18 protein-coding genes and 1 pseudogene are annotated in these 16,660 nt (G+C 69.4%); 13 read left to right on the forward strand and 6 right to left on the reverse strand.

The genetic code is table 11. The features are described from left to right. Nucleotides 1–11: 11 nt before the first annotated feature. From Q7X29_RS11855 to Q7X29_RS11880, 6 genes and pseudogenes are all read left to right on the forward strand, one after another. Nucleotides 12–917 (forward strand): annotated as a pseudogene (locus Q7X29_RS11855) (ABC transporter ATP-binding protein); the annotation flags it as partial. A gap of 147 nt (nt 918–1,064) precedes the next feature. Further along, nucleotides 1,065–1,757, forward strand: coding sequence for an ABC transporter ATP-binding protein (locus Q7X29_RS11860; protein WP_255587159.1), 693 nt, complete (start codon nt 1,065–1,067; stop codon nt 1,755–1,757). 323 nt (nt 1,758–2,080) lie between these two features. Beyond that, nucleotides 2,081–4,813 (forward strand): DNA polymerase I, encoded by a 2,733-nt coding sequence (gene polA, locus Q7X29_RS11865; RefSeq protein ID WP_316574072.1) that lies wholly within the window; start codon nt 2,081–2,083, stop codon nt 4,811–4,813. 75 nt (nt 4,814–4,888) lie between these two features. Next, entirely contained in the window at nt 4,889–5,422 is a 534-nt protein-coding gene (locus tag Q7X29_RS11870) for a GNAT family N-acetyltransferase (protein WP_316574073.1), read from the forward strand. A 33-nt stretch (nt 5,423–5,455) separates the two neighbouring features. Beyond that, nucleotides 5,456–5,884 (forward strand): SRPBCC domain-containing protein, encoded by a 429-nt coding sequence (locus Q7X29_RS11875; RefSeq protein ID WP_316574074.1) that lies wholly within the window; start codon nt 5,456–5,458, stop codon nt 5,882–5,884. 63 nt (nt 5,885–5,947) lie between these two features. Next, complete coding sequence (locus tag Q7X29_RS11880) at nt 5,948–6,730, forward strand: acyl-[acyl-carrier-protein] thioesterase (protein WP_316574075.1); 783 nt, start codon at nt 5,948–5,950, stop codon at nt 6,728–6,730. A gap of 10 nt (nt 6,731–6,740) precedes the next feature. Here the strand turns inward: Q7X29_RS11880 and Q7X29_RS11885 are convergent, their stop codons facing one another. Further along, entirely contained in the window at nt 6,741–7,052 is a 312-nt protein-coding gene (locus Q7X29_RS11885) for a DUF6191 domain-containing protein (protein ID WP_218716659.1), read from the reverse strand. A gap of 346 nt (nt 7,053–7,398) precedes the next feature. Here Q7X29_RS11885 and Q7X29_RS11890 point away from each other — a divergent pair, with 346 nt between their 5' ends. Continuing rightward, on the forward strand, nt 7,399–7,821 hold the full coding sequence (locus tag Q7X29_RS11890) for a 2-isopropylmalate synthase (protein WP_218716660.1): 423 nt from the start codon (nt 7,399–7,401) through the stop codon (nt 7,819–7,821). Nucleotides 7,822–7,887: 66 nt separating this feature from the next. On the opposite strand, the gene trxA is transcribed toward Q7X29_RS11890, so the two are convergent. Together trxA and Q7X29_RS11900 are read right to left on the reverse strand one after the other, a co-directional pair. Continuing rightward, complete coding sequence (trxA, locus tag Q7X29_RS11895) at nt 7,888–8,259, reverse strand: thioredoxin (protein ID WP_218716661.1); 372 nt, start codon at nt 8,257–8,259, stop codon at nt 7,888–7,890. 49 nt (nt 8,260–8,308) lie between these two features. Beyond that, on the reverse strand, nt 8,309–8,809 hold the full coding sequence (locus Q7X29_RS11900; protein WP_316574076.1) for a 2'-5' RNA ligase family protein: 501 nt from the start codon (nt 8,807–8,809) through the stop codon (nt 8,309–8,311). An 84-nt stretch (nt 8,810–8,893) separates the two neighbouring features. Between Q7X29_RS11900 and Q7X29_RS11905 the strand changes: the two genes are divergently transcribed. The 4 genes from Q7X29_RS11905 to Q7X29_RS11920 all read left to right on the forward strand — a co-directional run bounded on the left by Q7X29_RS11905 (nt 8,894) and on the right by Q7X29_RS11920 (nt 12,724). Continuing rightward, nucleotides 8,894–9,973: an isocitrate/isopropylmalate dehydrogenase family protein gene (locus tag Q7X29_RS11905; RefSeq protein WP_316574077.1), complete on the forward strand. Its 1,080-nt coding sequence runs from the start codon at nt 8,894–8,896 to the stop codon at nt 9,971–9,973. 126 nt (nt 9,974–10,099) lie between these two features. Next, nucleotides 10,100–11,005 (forward strand): ABC transporter substrate-binding protein, encoded by a 906-nt coding sequence (locus Q7X29_RS11910; RefSeq protein ID WP_316574078.1) that lies wholly within the window; start codon nt 10,100–10,102, stop codon nt 11,003–11,005. Nucleotide 11,006: 1 nt separating this feature from the next. Beyond that, nucleotides 11,007–11,945 carry an amino acid ABC transporter permease gene (locus tag Q7X29_RS11915; protein ID WP_218716664.1) on the forward strand — a complete coding sequence of 313 codons (939 nt, stop codon included), beginning with the start codon at nt 11,007–11,009 and terminating at the stop codon, nt 11,943–11,945. A gap of 26 nt (nt 11,946–11,971) precedes the next feature. After that, nucleotides 11,972–12,724 (forward strand): amino acid ABC transporter ATP-binding protein, encoded by a 753-nt coding sequence (locus Q7X29_RS11920; protein ID WP_218716689.1) that lies wholly within the window; start codon nt 11,972–11,974, stop codon nt 12,722–12,724. A gap of 46 nt (nt 12,725–12,770) precedes the next feature. Here the strand turns inward: Q7X29_RS11920 and Q7X29_RS11925 are convergent, their stop codons facing one another. Further along, nucleotides 12,771–13,394, reverse strand: coding sequence for a MerR family transcriptional regulator (locus Q7X29_RS11925; protein WP_316574079.1), 624 nt, complete (start codon nt 13,392–13,394; stop codon nt 12,771–12,773). A 119-nt stretch (nt 13,395–13,513) separates the two neighbouring features. Here Q7X29_RS11925 and Q7X29_RS11930 point away from each other — a divergent pair, with 119 nt between their 5' ends. Together Q7X29_RS11930 and Q7X29_RS11935 are read left to right on the forward strand one after the other, a co-directional pair. Continuing rightward, nucleotides 13,514–14,464: a hypothetical protein gene (locus tag Q7X29_RS11930; protein ID WP_218716666.1), complete on the forward strand. Its 951-nt coding sequence runs from the start codon at nt 13,514–13,516 to the stop codon at nt 14,462–14,464. Beyond that, complete coding sequence (locus Q7X29_RS11935; protein ID WP_316574080.1) at nt 14,461–14,910, forward strand: ABA4-like family protein; 450 nt, start codon at nt 14,461–14,463, stop codon at nt 14,908–14,910. The genes Q7X29_RS11930 and Q7X29_RS11935 overlap by 4 nt, the downstream gene beginning before the upstream one ends. 81 nt (nt 14,911–14,991) lie before the next feature. On the opposite strand, the gene Q7X29_RS11940 is transcribed toward Q7X29_RS11935, so the two are convergent. Both Q7X29_RS11940 and Q7X29_RS11945 read right to left on the reverse strand, forming a co-directional pair. Beyond that, nucleotides 14,992–15,546, reverse strand: coding sequence for a hypothetical protein (locus Q7X29_RS11940; RefSeq protein WP_316574081.1), 555 nt, complete (start codon nt 15,544–15,546; stop codon nt 14,992–14,994). A 129-nt stretch (nt 15,547–15,675) separates the two neighbouring features. Continuing rightward, nucleotides 15,676–16,584, reverse strand: coding sequence for a LysR family transcriptional regulator (locus Q7X29_RS11945; protein ID WP_218716669.1), 909 nt, complete (start codon nt 16,582–16,584; stop codon nt 15,676–15,678). Nucleotides 16,585–16,660 lie beyond the last annotated feature (76 nt).

Here is a 16,660-nt window from a genome sequence, read left to right on the forward strand (position 1 = left end):
ACAACGAGGACATGTCGGCCGGGTACAAGCCCGCGCCGGAGGTCGAACCGGCGGGCGAGGTCGACGTCACCGCGGTGCTGCCCGCCCTGGGCGACGCGGAGACCGTGGCCGATGTGGTCGCCCCGCACCGCGACATCGAGACCGCGGTGGGCGAACCGCTGCTGCGCACCGACGGGCTGACGGTGAAGTTCGGCGGCCTGACCGCGCTCGACAGCGTCAGCTTCGAGATCCGCCGCGGCGAGATCCTCGGCCTGATCGGCCCCAACGGTGCCGGCAAGACCACCTGTTTCAACGCGATCACCGGCGTCTACAAGCCGGCCGGTGGCAGCGTGCACTTCGACGGGCGGCCGCTGGCCAAGACCAAGCGCAACGAGATCACCCGCCTCGGCATCGCGCGCACGTTCCAGAACGTGCGGCTCTTCGGCGAGATGACGGCGCTGGAGAACGTGGTCGTCGGCACCGACGCCCGGCACAGCACCTCGGTGCCCGGCGCGGTGTTCCGCACGCCCAAGCATCGCCGGGAGGAACGCGACGCGATCGAACGCGGCATGGCCCTGCTCGAGTTCGTCGGCATCGCGCCGCGAGCGGTGGAGAAGGCCCGCAACCTGTCCTACGGTGACCAGCGCAGGCTCGAGATCGCGCGAGCGCTGGCGACCGAGCCCAAGCTGCTGTGCCTGGACGAACCCGCCGCCGGCTTCAACCCCAGCGAGAAGTCGGCGCTGATGGAGCTGATCCGCAAGATCCGCGACGACGGCTACACCGTCCTGCTGATCGAGCACGACATGCGCCTGGTGATGGGCGTGACCGACCGGATCGTGGTGCTCGAGTTCGGGCGCAAGATCGCCGACGGCCTGCCCGCCGAGGTCCGCGAGGACCCGGCCGTGATCGCCGCCTACCTCGGTGTGCCGGACGCGGACACCATCGAGGAGGTCCGGGACGGAGCCGGCGCCGCCGCCGTGGCCGAAGCCGCGCACACCCGGGCACCGGACACCGTGGTGGCGGCGGCGCGGGAGGAACCCGAGGTCGTCGCCGACCAGTCGGTGCCGCTGCTCGAGGTGCGCGACATGGTCGTCAACTACGGCAGAATCGAAGCGCTGCACGGGATCTCGCTGTCGGTCGAACAGGGCGAGCTGGTGACGTTGCTCGGTGCCAACGGCGCCGGCAAGACCACCACCATGCGCGCGCTGTCGGGCCTGCTGCCGCTCACCTCGGGCCGGATCCTGTTCGAGGGCAAGGACATCACCACGATGAAGGCCCACGACCGGGTGGTCCAGGGCCTGATCCAGGCGCCGGAGGGTCGCGGGGTGTTCCCCGGCATGACCGTGGCCGAGAACCTCGACATGGGCTGCTACGGCAGGCCGTTCGAGCAGAAGGCCGAGTACCAGCAGACGCTGGACTGGATCTTCGAGCTGTTCCCGCGGCTGGCCGAGCGGCGCAAGCAGGTCGGTGGCACCCTCTCCGGCGGTGAGCAGCAGATGCTGGCCATCGGCCGCGCCCTGATGGCCCGGCCCAAGCTGCTGCTGCTCGACGAACCGTCGATGGGTCTGGCGCCCATGGTGATCCAGCAGATCTTCAAGATCATCAGCGAGATCAACCGCCAGGGCACCACGGTCCTGCTCGTCGAGCAGAACGCTCAGCAGGCCCTGACCCGCAGCGACCGCGCCTACATTCTGGAAACCGGTGAGGTCACCAAGACCGGTGCGGGCGCGGCGCTGCTCACCGATCCCGCCGTCATGTCCGCCTACCTCGGGCACTGAGTTGCTGGAGCGCTGGCGCGCTCGAGTCGCGGCCTCTCGGTCCCGCCGATCGGGCACCGTTGCTTGCTCCTTCGTCGCCTACGCAACGGCGCCCGATCGGCGGGACGGCCGCGACCCGCCGCTGCGCGGCGGGGCCCTCCTCGGGGTCGGGCCGTGGTGGCGGGGCAGTGATCGGGGCGGGGCAATGCGGCGCGGGGCGGTGGCGGTAGTCGGTGCGGTGGCGGGGCGCGGTGGCGGTGATCGGTGCGGCGGCGGGGGTGTGGTTCCTGCGATCGGCGCGGCGGCGTTCGCCCGTGTCGGTGGTGGTCCCTACACTCATCCGGGTGAGTTCACCGACGACTGCTCAGGCATCGACAACGACCACCGTCTCCGGGGGTGAGCGGCCGACGCTGCTGCTCCTGGACGGGCACTCGCTGGCCTACCGCGCGTTCTTCGCGCTACCGGCGGAGAACTTCAAGACCGTCACCGGGCAGACCACCAACGCGGTGTACGGCTTCACCTCGATGCTGATCAATCTGCTGCGCGACGAGAAGCCCAGCCACGTGGCCGCGGCATTCGACGTGTCCCGCAAGACCTTCCGCACCGAGGCGTACCCGGAATACAAGGCCAACCGCAGCGCGACGCCCGACGAGTTCCGCGGTCAGGTCGAACTCACCAAGGACGTGCTGGGCGCGCTGGGCATCCCGGTGATGGCGATCGACGGCTACGAGGCCGACGACGTGATCGCCACGCTCACCACCCAGGCCGTCGCCCAGGGCTACCGGGTCTTCATCGTCACCGGTGACCGCGACGCGATCCAGCTGGTCAACGACGACGTCACCGTGCTCTACCCACGCAAGGGCGTCTCCGACCTCACCCGCTTCACCCCGGCCGAGGTGGCGGCCAAGTACGGTCTGACCCCGGCCCAGTACCCCGACTACGCGGCGCTGCGCGGCGACCCCAGCGACAACCTGCCCGGCATCCCCGGCGTCGGCGAGAAGACCGCGGCCAAGTGGATCCGCGAGTACGGCGACCTGGCCACCCTGGTGGACAAGGTCGACCAGGTCAAGGGCAAGGTCGGCGACTCACTGCGCGCCAATCTGTCCAGCGTGGTGCTCAACCGCCAGCTCACCGAGATGGTGCGCGAGGTGCCGCTGCCCTACACCCCCGACCAGCTGGCCCAGGCGCCGTGGGACCGGGAGAAGATCCACCAGCTCTTCGACGACCTGGAATTCCGGGTGCTGCGCGACCGGCTGTTCGAAACCCTCGGCTCCGCCGAACCGGAGGCGGAATCGGGCTTCGAGATCAGCGGCGCCGCCCTCGAGCAGGGCGCGGTCGCCGACTGGCTGGCCGAGCATGCGAAAGCCGGTGTCCGCCACGGTCTCTCGATCGTCGGCACCGGCACCCCGGTACACGGGGACGCCCGCGCGCTGGCCATCGCGGCCGCCGACGGTGAGGGCGGCTATATCGACCTCACCGCGCTGAGTACCGAGGACGAGGCGGCCCTGGGCGCCTGGCTGGCCGACCCGGCCGTCCCCAAGGCGCTGCACGAGGCCAAGGCCGCCCAACACGCGCTGCGCGGGCGCGGCCTCACCCTGGCCGGGCTCACCAGCGACACCGCGCTGGCCGCCTACCTGGTCCGCCCGGGCCAGCGCAGCTTCAACCTCGACGATCTGTCGCTGCGCTACCTCAAGCGCGAACTGCGCGCCGAGACCGGCGACTCGGGCCAGCTCTCGCTGCTCGACGACGAGGATACCGTCGCCGCCGACATCGCCCGCGAGGAGATGCTGCGCGCCCGCGCGGTCGCCGACCTGGCCGAGGCCCTGGACCGGGAACTGGCCCAGATCGAGTCGACCGCGCTGCTGCACGAGATGGAACTGCCCTTGCTCGGCGTGCTCGGTACGCTCGAGGAGGCGGGCATCGCCGTCGACGTCGACCAGCTCGAATCGCTGCAGCGTCAGTTCGCCGACCGGGTCACCGAGGCGGCCAACTCCGCCTACGAGGTGATCGGCAAGCAGATCAATCTCGGCTCGCCCAAGCAGCTGCAGGTGGTGCTGTTCGACGAGCTCGACATGCCCAAGACCAAGCGCACCAAGACCGGTTACACCACCGACGCCGACGCGCTGGAGTCGCTGTTCGAGAAGACCGGCCACGCCTTCCTCGAGCACCTGCTCGCGCATCGCGACGCGACCAGGCTCAAGGTCACCGTGGACGGCCTGCTCAAGTCCGTCGCCGACGACGGACGCGTGCACACCACCTTCAACCAGACCATCGCCGCCACCGGCAGGCTCTCCTCGACCGAGCCGAACCTGCAGAACATCCCGATCCGCACCGACACCGGCCGCCAGATCCGCGACACCTTCGTCGTCGGTCCCGGCTACGCCGAGCTGATGACCGCCGACTACAGCCAGATCGAGATGCGCATCATGGCGCACCTGTCCGGCGACGCGGGCCTGATCGAGGCGTTCAACTCCGGCGAGGACCTGCACACCTTCGTGGCGTCGAAGGCCTTCGACATCCCGCTGTCGGAGGTGAACCCGGAGATGCGCCGCCGGATCAAGGCCATGTCCTACGGTCTGGCGTACGGCCTGAGCTCCTACGGCCTCTCGGCCCAGCTGAAGATCAGCACCGCCGAGGCCAAGGAGCAGATGGACGTCTACTTCGACCGCTTCGGCGGCATCCGCGATTACCTGTCGGAGGTCGTCGACGAGGCCCGTAAGGTCGGTTACACCCAGACCCTGTTCGGTCGTCGCCGCTATCTGCCCGACCTGGATTCCAGCAACCGCCAGCGCCGCGAGGCCGCCGAGCGGATGGCGCTCAACGCGCCGATCCAGGGCACCGCGGCCGACATCATCAAGGTCGCGATGATCAACGTGCAGACCGCGATTCGCGCGGCGGGCCTGCGCTCCCGGATGCTGTTGCAGATCCACGACGAACTCGTCTTCGAGGTCGCCGAGGGGGAGCGTGAAACGCTGGAAGCCCTTGCCCGGGAACAGATGTCGTCCGCTATCGAGCTCTCGGTTCCGCTGACGGTCTCGGTCGGCACCGGACGCAGCTGGGATTCGGCGGCGCACTGAACGTGGTCACCCGGCGCGGCGCCACGGCGAGGTGACGCGGTGGCGCCGCCGTGACCCGGTCGGCAGAATGACCGGATGCTGATTCGACCAGGGGTAGTCGCCGACGCGCCGGCCGTCGCCACCTTGCACGCCGCCAGCTGGCGGGTCGCCTATGCCGGGATGCTGCCCGCGGAGTATCTGGCGGGGCCGATGCCCGCCGACCTGGCCGCACGCTGGCGGACGATCCTGGTCGACGCGCTGACGCCGGGGTTGCTGGTGGCCGAGGACGACGGCGAGCTGGTGGGGTTCGTCTACCTGCGCCCGATGCCGGACGGTCGCGTGCTGCTGGACAACCTGCATGCCCGGCCGGGCATGCTCGGCCGGGGGATCGGTACGGCCCTGATCGAGGCGGGCCTGGCCTGGTCGGCGCGGGAGTTCCCCGATCGGCCGGTCTACCTGGAGGTACTGCGCGCCAACACCGCGGCGATCGCCTTCTACGAGCACCGCGGCTGGCAGCGCACCGACGCCGGGATCGCGCGGTTCGACGCCGGCTTCGCGGTGCCGGAATACGAGTACACCCGGCGACAGGTGGCGCCTTTGTCCAAGACGTCGCCGACCGCGCGGTCGTAGGGTGGTGAGGGTAGACCGAAGGAGTTGAGTGCCATGACCGGATTCGTCGCTACCGCCGATACCGAGATCACCGCCTCGCCCGACCGGGTCTGGGCCGTGCTGACCGACCCGGCGCAGATCCGCCGGTTCATGTTCGGGGCCGAGGTGTCGACCGACTGGCTGCCGGGCAGCCCGATCACCTGGACGGGTGAGTACGAGGGCACCGCGTACGAGGACAAAGGGGAGATCCTGGCCGTCGAGCCCGGCCGACTGCTGCAACTCACCCACTACAGCCCGCTCAGCGGCGCGCCCGACCGGCCCGAGAGCTATCACACGCTCACCTACGAGCTGACCGGCAGCGCGACAGGCACCCACCTGTCGCTGAGTCAGGACAACAACGCGAGCCCGGCCGAGGCCGAGCACGCCCGCGCGATGTGGGCCGGCCACGTCGACGGGATCAAGCAGGCCGCCGAGGGGGCGTAGTAGTCCGGGCCCGGCCGGAGATGCGTCCTCGGTTCGCGCGCGGGGTGTGGCAGCATCGGCGGTATGAGCGCCGATGTCATCGCGACCCCGCTGCCCGACTGCCCCGACATCAGCCGCGCCTTCGCGGCGTCGTGGCCGGTGCGTCTCGGCGATACCGACGGGCAGGACCGGCTGCGGCTCGACGCGGTGGCCCGGTATCTGCAGGACATCGGGTTCGACCACCTCGACGCGGTCGAGGACGGGGACGCCCATCAGGCGTGGATCGTGCGGCGCACCGTGATCGATGTCTACGAGCCGATCGAGTTCGGTGACCGCGTGCAGCTACGCCGGTGGGCCGACGCGCTGTCGAATCGCTGGTGCGACATGCGGATTCAGCTCAAAGGCGAGCGCGGCGGGCACATCGAGGCCGCGGCGTTCCTCATCCACATCGACCCCGTGGCCGGACGGCCCGCCCGGATGAGTGACGCGTTCATGGCGCCCATGCTGGCCAGCACCACCGAGCACCGGCTGCGCTGGCGGGCCGCGCTGAGCGAACTCGACGACCTCGATGTCGAGGCGGTGCCGTTCCCGCTGCGGGTGACCGACGTGGACCGGCTGGGCCATGTCAACAACGCCGTCTACTGGGAAGCCGTGGAGGAGGCTCTCGCCGCGCACCCCGACCGGCACGAACTGCCGTACCGGGCGATCGTCGAGCACGTCGGCCCGGTGATGGCGGGCGACAAGGTGGTGCTGCGCACGAGTCCGCGTCCCGACGGGCTGCGTCTGCAGGTCGACGTCGACGGTTCGGCGCGGGCGCTGGCCGTGGTCGAGCGGTTGGCCGATGGCCGGAAACCGCTGGGGGACTAGCGAATACGGATCACTCGCCGCGAACGACGAGGGTGGCCGAGCCGCCGGTGAGGTCCACCCGATCCCGGGGCGGCGCGCCCTCCGACGGCGTCTCCCGGTGCATCAGGGTGCTCTGCCGCTGCTCGAACTCGTGCTGCTTGGATCCCTGGAACATCGCGGTCAGATGTTCGAACCCGGTCGCCGCCACCGCCGGGCCGGTGCGCTTGCGGGTCCAGGGAAGTATCCGGGTGCCGGTGAGCCGGTTGACGACCACTTCCACCAGCGCCAGCAGGACCAGCAGCGCCGCCAGCCCGGGGATCGTCATCGCGAAGACCGTACCCATGCGACCACGGTACCGGGCGCCGAGCGCGTACGCGCTGAGCTGCGGTGATGGTACTCACGAGTAGACACGTCGAGGCGGAAAGCAAGTTGCGGTTTCGCGACGATCGCCCTATCCTCGATTCCGTGCCGAATCCCGCCGACCGCTTTGCCGCGCTGCTAGTCGCTGACCGCGACCGCGCGGCCGCTGCTGCGCAGACCGCGCAGGCAGCCACACGGCAGATTCTTCTCGTAGTAACCCGCCGTAGCGGGGTCTGATTCGGACCGGCCCCCTCGCTGCGGGCTGATTTTCATTGTTCTGCTGGTCCCACCTGCCAACGAAGACGATCTTCGGGAAGACCTCACCTGCAATGACACTGCTGACACTGGACCGTGCCCTGTTCGACGCCGCCCCCAAGGGGCTGCGCGCCGAGACCATCGACCTGACTCCCGCCCAGTTCCTCGACCGGTACACCCGGATCGACGGACCGATCACTCTCGGCGAATTCACCTGTTCCGGAACGGATTTCACCGCAACCCTGGAATTCGCCGACCATCTGCGCACCGTCATCGCGGCCGGTAGCCCGGTCGCCGCCATGACCTCGGCGCTCTACGACGAGGGCTACCCCCTCGAGATCCTGCAATTCCATCAGCGCCGCACCGCCGAGGGCATCGCCACCTTCGTGCAGTGCGAGTTCAACGGCAAGCGCGGCTGGGCCGCGGCCATGCGCGCCGATGCCGCCGAGTCGAGTGTCCGCGCCATGATCGCGGGGCTCAACCTGCTGGCCGGCTGAGCCGACGAGCACGTCCGGGTCCGTTCACCTCACCTGAGGTGAACGGACCCTTCGCGTACGCGGCGCCTATTCGGCGGGAGTGGACTGCTCGGCGATCTGCTTGCGCACCTCGTCCATGTCCAGGCCCTTCACCTGGGTCACCAGGTCCTCGAGCGCGGCGGGCGGCAGCGCGCCCGGCTGGGCGAACACGAGTACGCCCTCGCGGAAGGCCATGATGGTCGGGATGGACTGGATGTTCGCGGCGGCCGCGAGTCCCTGCTCGGCCTCGGTATCGACCTTGCCGTAGACCACATCGGTGTGCTTGTCCGAGGAGGCCTCGTAGGTCGGTGCGAAGCTGCGGCACGGTCCGCACCAGGAAGCCCAGAAATCGACGAGGACCACGTCGTTTCCGGTGATTACTTCGTCGAAGTTCTGCTGGGTCAGCGTCTGGGTGGCCATGACGTCCCTTCCTTGTCGGTGTCCTCGGCTGTAACGCCGTGGCGTCCCTCTATCTTCCACCGGCCACGAGGCGCTCTTGGCGTGCCTCCCCGTCCCAGCGGCGAATGCCCACCACAACGGTGGAAAAGTCGTGGTCGGTGGCCACCGCGCCGATCGCCGCGCCGAGCCGGTCCGGCGGCACCCGGCGGGCCAGCGTGACGTGTGGGGTCCAGGCGTTCGGCGCCATGGTCGCGGGGACGCCGGGACAGGGCGCCACCAGGTGGTGGACCCGGCGCTGGAGGGCGAGCAGGTCCTCGGTGACCACGACGGGTCGCACCAGGATCGGCCTGCGGGCCCCGAAGACCAGCAGCCCGCCCAGCGTGATCGGCAGCGGCCGGAACTCGATCCCGGCCAGCGCGTGGTCGATCCGGGGCCAGATCTCGCGCGCCACGGCGACGGTGACGTGCGGTCGATGGGTCGCGCCGCGGGGGCTGCCGATCCCGGCCTCGGCCAGCACCGCCCACTGCCGCCGGACCTCGGCCTCGCCGTGTTCGTCCAGGAGCAACTCCACCGACTGCACCATGATCTGCAGAAAGTAGTCGCTCCCGCGTGTCCCCGTGGCCGACTCGGTCCGGTCAGGCGCGAGGATGGACGCGTGAACGGTGCGAAGGCGAGCCTGCGGCTCGGTGTGATCGACGGAGACGGAATCGGCCCCGAGGTGGTCGCCGCGACGCGAGCGGTCGTCGACGAGGCGATCGGTGCGGCCGGTCGCGGCCCGGTGGAATGGGTGCCGCTGCTGATGGGCCACGACGCCATCGCGGCCTGCGCCGACCCGCTGCCCGAGCAGACGCTGGTCGCGCTCGAGGACCTCGACGCGTGGATCCTCGGCCCGCACGACAACGCGTCCTATCCCACCGACATGCGGATCGCGCCCGGCGGCACCATCCGCAAACGGCTCGGCCTCTACGCCAACATCCGGCCCGCGGCCGCGTTCGCCGGGGTGCGGGCGAGCGCACCCGACATCGACCTGGTGATCGTGCGGGAGAACAGTGAGGGCTTCTACGCCGACCGCAACATGTTCGCCGGATCGGGGGAGTTCCGCCCCACCCCCGATGTGGCGATGGCGGTCGCGGTGATCACCCGGCAGGCGTGCGAGCGGATCGCGCACCAGGCGCTGCGGCTGGCCCAGGGCAGGCGCAAGCGGGTCACGGTGGTGCACAAGGCGAACGTGCTGCCGATGACGACGGGCCTGTTCCGCGACGTCTGCTACGAGGTGGCCGCGCGGTACCCGGACGTGCGGGTCGACGACGAGCACGTCGACGCGATGGCCGCGCACCTGGTGCGCACGCCCGGCGAGTACGACGTGATCGTCACCGAGAACCTTTTCGGCGACATCCTCTCCGACCTCGCGGGCGAGCTGGCCGGCTCGCTGGGCATGGCCGCCTCCCTGAACTGCTCCGACACCAAGGCGATGGCCCAGGCCGTGCACGGCGCCGCGCCCGGGCTGGCGGGGCGCAATCGCGCCAACCCGGCGGCGCTGCAATTGTCGGCGGCGATGTTGTTGCGGTGGTTGGCCGTTCGCGACGACGACCGTGCGCTGCACGACGCCGCCGAGCGGATCACCCGCGCCGTCGCGGCCACGCTGGCGGCCGGAATCGCGACCGCGGATCTGGGTGGCCTGGCTTCGACCAGCGAATTCACCGAGCAGGTCAGAGCGCGCGTGCACCGGAGGTGAAGGGACCCCTTTCACATTGGCTGATTAATCTTCGGTTACTGTCGCACCACGCTGTGTCCGGTTCGCATACATTGCCAAACAGGCGCTGACACGTGGCCGGCGTCGACGTGAAATGTGGAGGCTCCTTTGTCTGTTCGTATTGTTCTCGGCCGCAGCGCCGCGCGGCTGTTGTGTACCGCGGCCGCGGGTGTGCTGGTGTTGACCGGCTGTGCCGACAACACCGAGGGCGACACCGCCGAGGTGACCAAGGTTTCGGTGGAGAAGGTCGACGCGCTCGCCGCGGCCGTTCCCGACAAGGTGAAGCAGGCAGGCAAGCTGGTGGTCGGCGTCAACGTGCCGTACCAGCCGAACGAGTACAAGGACGCGAGCGGCAAGATCGTCGGCTTCGACGTCGACCTCCTCGACGCCGTGGCGACCACTCTCGGGCTGAAGGTCGACTACGTCGAATCCTCGTTCGAGAAGATCATTCCCGCGATTCAGGCCGGCACCTACGACGTGGGTATGTCCTCGATCACCGATTCGCGCGAACGCGAACAGCAGGTCGATTTCACGACCTATTTCTCCGCGGGCATCCAGTGGGCCCAGCAAACCGGTAAAGCCATCGATCCGAACAATGCGTGCGGCAAGAAAGTCGCCGTACAGTCCACTACGGTCGAGCACACCGACGAGATTCCCGCCAAGAGCGCCAAGTGCGTCGCCGAGGGCAAGCCGGCCATCGATATGAAGGCCTTCGACGAGCAGAGCGCCGCGACCAACGCGCTGGTGCTGGGCCAGGTCGACGCGATGTCGGCCGACTCCCCGGTGACCGCCTACGCGATCAAGCAGAGCGAGGGCAAGATCGAGGCCGCGGGCCCGCTGTTCGATTCCGCGCCCTACGGCTGGGCCGTGCAGAAGGGCTCGCCCCTGGCGGCGGCCCTGCAGAAGGCGCTGCAGCACCTGATCGACAACGGCAAGTACGGCGAGATCACCACGAACTGGGGTGTGCAGGACGGTCAGATCAAGACCTCGGTGATCAACGGCGCAGTGAGCTGACGTGACCGAGCGTAACGACACGGTGGAGGTGCCCGGACCGGGCGCCGAACCCGAACCGATCACGGCGGTCCCGCTGCGCAGGCCGGGTCGCTGGATCGCGGCGGCAATCATCCTGATCCTGGTGGGATTGTTCGTCTACGGCGCGGCCACGAACCCCGCCTACCGGTGGGACACCTACGGCAAGTACCTGTTCGACAGCCGGATCACCGCGGGTGCGCTGGTGACGCTGGAACTCACCGTGCTCGCCATGGCGATCGCGGTGGGTCTGGGCACCGTGCTGGCGGTGATGCGGCTGTCGCCGAACCCGGTGCTGCGGACCACCGCGTGGGTGTACCTGTGGATCTTCCGCGGCACCCCGGTCTTCGTGCAGTTGGTGTTCTGGGGCCTGGTGCCCTCGCTCTACAAGCAGATCGACCTCGGCGTGCCGTTCGGCCCGCAGTTCTTCCACCTGGACGTGCAGCATCTGCAGGCGGCGTTCCTGTTCGCGGTGATCGGCCTCGGTCTCAACGAGGCCGCCTACATGGCCGAGATCGTGCGCGCGGGCATCAACTCCGTGGGTGAGGGCCAGCGCGAGGCCTCGGTGGCGCTGGGCATGTCGTGGACGCAGACGATGCGCCGCACGGTGCTGCCCCAGGCGATGCGGGTGATCATCCCGCCCACCGGCAACGAGCTGATCGGCATGCTCAAAACCACCTCGCTGGTCACGGCCATCCCGCTCAGCACCGATCTGTTCGGCCGCGCGCGCGACATCTACGGCGTGAACTTCCAGCCGATCCCGCTGCTGCTCGTCTGTGCCACCTGGTACCTGGCGATCACCAGTGTCCTGATGGTCGGGCAGTACTACTTGGAGCGCTACTACTCGCGCGGTGCCACCCGGCAGCTGACGGCCAAGCAGCTCGAGGAACTGGCCACGGCGCAGGCGGCGGTGAAGGCGAAATGAGCGAATCAGCAGTGACGACGCCGCCGATGGTGCTCGCCGATCGGGTGTGCAAGAACTTCGGCGCGCTGAAGGTACTCAAGGGCGTCTCGCTGGAGGTGCCGCGCGGCAAGGTGCTGACCCTGGTCGGGCCCTCGGGTTCGGGCAAGTCGACCTTCCTGCGCTGCATCAACCACCTCGAGCAGGTGAACGCGGGCCGGCTCTACGTCGACGGTGATCTCGTCGGCTACCGGGAGAAGAACGGCAAGCTCTACGAGATGCATCCGCGCGACGCCGCGGTCCAGCGCCGCGACATCGGGATGGTGTTCCAGCACTTCAACCTGTTCCCGCACCGGACCGCCCTCGAGAACATCATCGAGGCGCCGACCCAGGTGCGCGGCCTCCGCAGAGCCGACGCGATCGCCAGGGCCGAGGAGCTCCTGGAGCGGGTCGGGCTGGCCGCCAAGCGCAACGCCTATCCGGCGCAGTTGTCGGGCGGTCAGCAGCAGCGGGTCGCCATCGCGCGGGCGCTGGCCATGGACCCCAAGTTGATGCTGTTCGACGAGCCCACCTCGGCGCTGGACCCCGAGCTGGTCGGCGAGGTGCTCACCGTCATGCGCGAACTCGCCGACTCCGGCATGACGATGATCGTGGTGACCCACGAGATGGGCTTCGCCCGCGAGGTCGCCGACGAGCTGGTGTTCATGGACGGCGGTGTGGTCGTCGAGTCGGGCCCGCCGCGCGAGCTGCTGGCCAACCCCCAGCACGAGCGCACCAAGGCTTTCCTGTCGCGCCTGCTCTGAGCTGCCGAAAGACCGACGGCCCCGCGGATATCCGCGGGGCCGTCGCTCATTCCTGGCGGTTCTTCAGCTGTTCCAGCGAGACCTGGGCCTGGGCGATGCGCCGGATGGCGGCCATGGCGGTGTCACCGAGGACGGTCAGCACCACGACGGCGTCGATGATGTCGTCGCGCCCGCCCGCGGCCAGCGCGGTCGCCACGTCGTTGTCGGCGATCACCCGCGCACCGTCGAAGTAGCTCGGCAGCGCGGTGGTGCCCCAGTCCTCGTAGCCCAGCTGGGCCAGCCGCACCAGGACCGAGGTGAGGATGTCGATCGGCCCGGGGCTCGGCTCGGCGGCCCAGCCACGGCGGTCCATCTCCGCGCGCACGGTGGCCGCGGCGCGCTCCCATTCGGCGTCGGCGGCGGGCGGCGGTGGTGCGGTGATGCTGTCCTGCACCACGCCGAGCAGGCTGAACATGGGCAGGTCGGGGGAGTCGACGGCGGCGAGCACTTCGCCCACGGTGGCCACCGGCAGCCCGCCGACCTCGATCAGCGCGCGCACCAGCCGCAGCCTGCGCAGGTGCTGTTCGCCGTAGCTGGCCTGGTTGGGCCCGGTCCGCTCGCCCGGCGGGAGCAGGCCCTCACGCAGGTAGTACTTGATCGTCGCGAGCGCGATCCCGCTGCGCTCGCTCAACTCTGAGATCCGCACAGTTCACCTCTGCTTTCGGCCGCCCCCTTGCTCACCCTGGATACAGCGGATAGTCTAACTATCCATAACGGATAGTGAAGCTATCTATCTCTGGGAGATTCGTCATGTCTGTCCTTTCGTCCCTCGACGCGCTGCCCCGCAGGCAGTCCGGACTCCACCGCCCCCTGCTCTACTTCGCCGCGATCAACGCGGTCCTGGTCGTCGTCGGGCTGGTCGGGATGCTGGTCGACGACCGGGTGATCGCCGGGTCGACCGCCTGGTTCAAGCCGACCAAGTTCGCGATCTCGTTCGTGCTCTACAGCGTCGCGCTGGCCTGGCTGATCTCGTTGCGGCCCAAGGTGTCCCGGCTCACCTCGGCGATGGCGACGGTGATCGTCGTCGCCGGCGCCATCGAGCAGCTGATCATCTTCGGTCAGGTGGTGCGCGGCACCCGCAGCCACTACAACATGACCACCACGTTCGATGCCGTGCTGTGGGTCACCATGGGCAGCACCATCCTCGTGCTCTTCCTCGCCACCATGGTCGTCGCGGCGCAGCTCGCGTTCGCCAGGTTCGGTGACCGGGCGACCACCTGGTCGATCCGGCTCGGTCTGGCGATCACCTTGGTCGGGCTCGGCCTGGGCAATCTGATGCCGAACCGCGAATCGGGCGTGACCGACATCGCCGGCGCGCACACCGTCGGCGCGCCCGACGGCACGCCGGGCATGCCGCTGACCGGCTGGAGCACCACGCACGGGGACCTGCGTATTCCGCACTTCTTCGGCATGCACGCCCTGCAGGTGTTGCCACTGTTCGCCGCGCTGCTGCTCATCTTGGCGCCGCGCGTGCCGGTGTTCGCTTCCGTGCGTGCCCGCCTCGGGCTGGTCTGGACCGTGGCCTTCGGCTACGCCGCGACGCTGGCGCTGCTCACCTGGCAGGCCCTGCGCGGTCAGCCGCTGATTCATCCCGACCGGGTCACCCTGACCGCGGCCGCGGCGATCGTCACCCTCGTCGTCGCCGGAACTCTCGCCTCGCTCGCGAGCGCGACCCTCACCCGACAGGCGGTCACCGCATGAGCACGCTCTTCGATCTCTCGTTCTTCGTCACCGTGCCCTTCTGGGCGCTGATGATCCTGGCGCCCACCTGGCGCCCCACCCGGACGATCATCGGCTCGCCGTGGATCGTGGTGCTGCCGTTGACGATCTGGGCGATCGTGGCCGTGCCGGTCCTCGGCGCGCTGTGGTCGTTGGTCACCTCGCCGTCGCTGGACGCGATCACCGCCGCCGTCGCCGACCCGGCCCTGCTCACCGCCCTGTGGGCCCAGATCATCGCCTGGGACCTGTTCCTCGGCCGCTGGATCTACCTCGACAGCCGCGAGCGCGGGATCTCCCCGCTGCTGATGGGCCCGCTGCTGGTCGCCACGATCCTGTTGTCGCCCATCGCCTTCCCGATCTACCTCGTGGTGCGCGAGGTGGCGGGCAAGCCGGTGGCCGTGGCGCGCCAGGATTCGATCCCCGCCTGACGACCACGGCCCGGACCGTGCCGGTCCGGGCCGGTCGTGGCGGACCGCAGTCAGACGAGTCTCTCCTTCACTCGATCCCGCTCACATTCCCGCGGCGATGAACCCGCCGATGACACCACCGATCACGCAGCCGACCACCGCGCCGACCAGGAAGAACCAGATCCCGATCAGAATGCCGACGGCGCACCCGATCGCGACGCCGGCGACGATGGAGCCCGTCGTGGCGGCCTGGTGCAGGCCGAGCACCGCGGGTGCGGTCGCCGCCGCGGCGGGCGCGGGCGCAGGCGCACTGACCGGGGTGAGGGTCAGTACCCGCGCGCTGCTGTCGAGAGTGGGCGCCACGGTGACGCTCTGCCCGGTCGCCATGCGCAGGGTCGTCGGAATGGCGCCGACCACCGCGCCGTCGTCGGCGAAGACGGTGACCGTGCCGTCGCCGAGTTCGAACCGCCCCGCGACGAGGTCGATCGTCGCCGTCGAGTGGTCCGCCGCCAGTGTCGTCGTGTAGGCCAGTGGCCCGTCGATCGCGCTGAAGGTCAGATCCTGGCCCACTCGGGCCTGTCCATTCGCCATAGCCGTGCTGACACCGGTGGCCGCGATGGCGAATATCGCCGCTGCCACCAGTTTGTTGACGATCATTGTTTCGTCCTTTGTCCGATACTTTCGTTGTCGCCCCCCGACAGCGGCACCGGATGTCTGAATTATCCGCTCTGTCCGATGGTGCAGTCCAGAGTAAAAGGCCAGTTCACAGCGGATTTCCGGGCTGTTTCAGCGGCGGCCGAGGGCGATGCGCAATTGGCCGAGCAAGACCTTGGCCGCCGGTCCGCCGGGGCGATCGGTGCGCCAGGCCAGCGCGAGCCGCCCACGGATCGGCGGGTCGACGATGGCCAGCGCGCGCACGCCGAACGCCTTCGCCTCGTCCTCGGTGAGCGCGGGCACGACCGCGGTGCCGAGACCGTGGGCGGCCAGCCGCAGCAGCAGCGGGGGAGCGGCGGCCTCGAAGGCGATGTCCGGGGTGAAACCCGCCGCAGCGCATGCTCTTTCGAATACGCCCCGCAGGCCGGTGCCGCGCGGGAGACAGATCAGGCGATGTTCGGTCAGCGCGGACAGGCTGATCGTGCCCGCCGACTCGCCGGGGTCGGCGGGCGCGTCGCCGGCGACGGCGGCGACCACCGGCGTCTCCAGGATCACGTCCAGTCCGATGCCGGGATTCGGTGCGGCGCCGGTCAATCCGACCAGGGCGATGTCGAGCTCGCCACGCTCGAGGGCGGCCAGCATCCGCTCGGCGGTGTCCTCGGTGAGGCTGATCCGCACCTGCGGGTGATCATCGTGGAAGTCGGCGAGCACGCCCGCGACATCGAATTCCTCGGTGGCCGCGCCGGAGATCACGCCGAGCCGCACGTGCCCGCGTAGCAGCCCGGAGAATTCCTGCACGGTCTCGCCGATCCGGTCGGCCGCCGCCAGGGCGGCCCGTGCGTGCGCGAGCACCGCCGAGCCGACCTCGGTGGGCGTCACCGACCGAGCGCCCCGGTGCAGCAGTGGCTGACCCAGTTCGCGTTCCAGCTGCCTGACCTGGGCGCTCAACCCCGGCTGCGTCAGATGCAGACGCTCGGCCGCACGCGTGAACCCGCCCTCGTCGACGACGGTGACGAAATACCGCAGCTGCCGCAGTTCCATGCCGGGATTCTAGCGAAGTGCATAACTGATATTTATCGAAGCAAGAACAACTATCTGTTGTACTTCTGCCAGCGGC

Source organism: Nocardia canadensis (assembly GCF_032656385.1).
In the GTDB taxonomy this organism is placed as follows: domain Bacteria; phylum Actinomycetota; class Actinomycetes; order Mycobacteriales; family Mycobacteriaceae; genus Nocardia; species Nocardia canadensis.

Excerpts from the sequence above, each read along its gene's own strand:
- Q7X29_RS11930 (WP_218716666.1), top strand. The coding sequence starts at position 13,514 with ATGTCTGTCCTTTCGTCCCTCGACGCGCTGCCCCGCAGGCAGTCCGGA.
- Q7X29_RS11935 (WP_316574080.1), top strand. The coding sequence starts at position 14,461 with ATGAGCACGCTCTTCGATCTCTCGTTCTTCGTCACCGTGCCCTTCTGG.
- Q7X29_RS11890 (WP_218716660.1), top strand. The coding sequence starts at position 7,399 with ATGACACTGCTGACACTGGACCGTGCCCTGTTCGACGCCGCCCCCAAG.
- Q7X29_RS11945 (WP_218716669.1), bottom strand. The coding sequence starts at position 16,584 with ATGGAACTGCGGCAGCTGCGGTATTTCGTCACCGTCGTCGACGAGGGC.
- Q7X29_RS11860 (WP_255587159.1), top strand. The coding sequence starts at position 1,065 with ATGGTCGTCAACTACGGCAGAATCGAAGCGCTGCACGGGATCTCGCTG.
- Q7X29_RS11880 (WP_316574075.1), top strand. The coding sequence starts at position 5,948 with ATGAGCGCCGATGTCATCGCGACCCCGCTGCCCGACTGCCCCGACATC.
- Q7X29_RS11885 (WP_218716659.1), bottom strand. The coding sequence starts at position 7,052 with ATGGGTACGGTCTTCGCGATGACGATCCCCGGGCTGGCGGCGCTGCTG.
- Q7X29_RS11870 (WP_316574073.1), top strand. The coding sequence starts at position 4,889 with ATGCTGATTCGACCAGGGGTAGTCGCCGACGCGCCGGCCGTCGCCACC.
- Q7X29_RS11875 (WP_316574074.1), top strand. The coding sequence starts at position 5,456 with ATGACCGGATTCGTCGCTACCGCCGATACCGAGATCACCGCCTCGCCC.
- Q7X29_RS11920 (WP_218716689.1), top strand. The coding sequence starts at position 11,972 with ATGGTGCTCGCCGATCGGGTGTGCAAGAACTTCGGCGCGCTGAAGGTA.
- trxA (WP_218716661.1), bottom strand. The coding sequence starts at position 8,259 with ATGGCCACCCAGACGCTGACCCAGCAGAACTTCGACGAAGTAATCACC.
- Q7X29_RS11940 (WP_316574081.1), bottom strand. The coding sequence starts at position 15,546 with ATGATCGTCAACAAACTGGTGGCAGCGGCGATATTCGCCATCGCGGCC.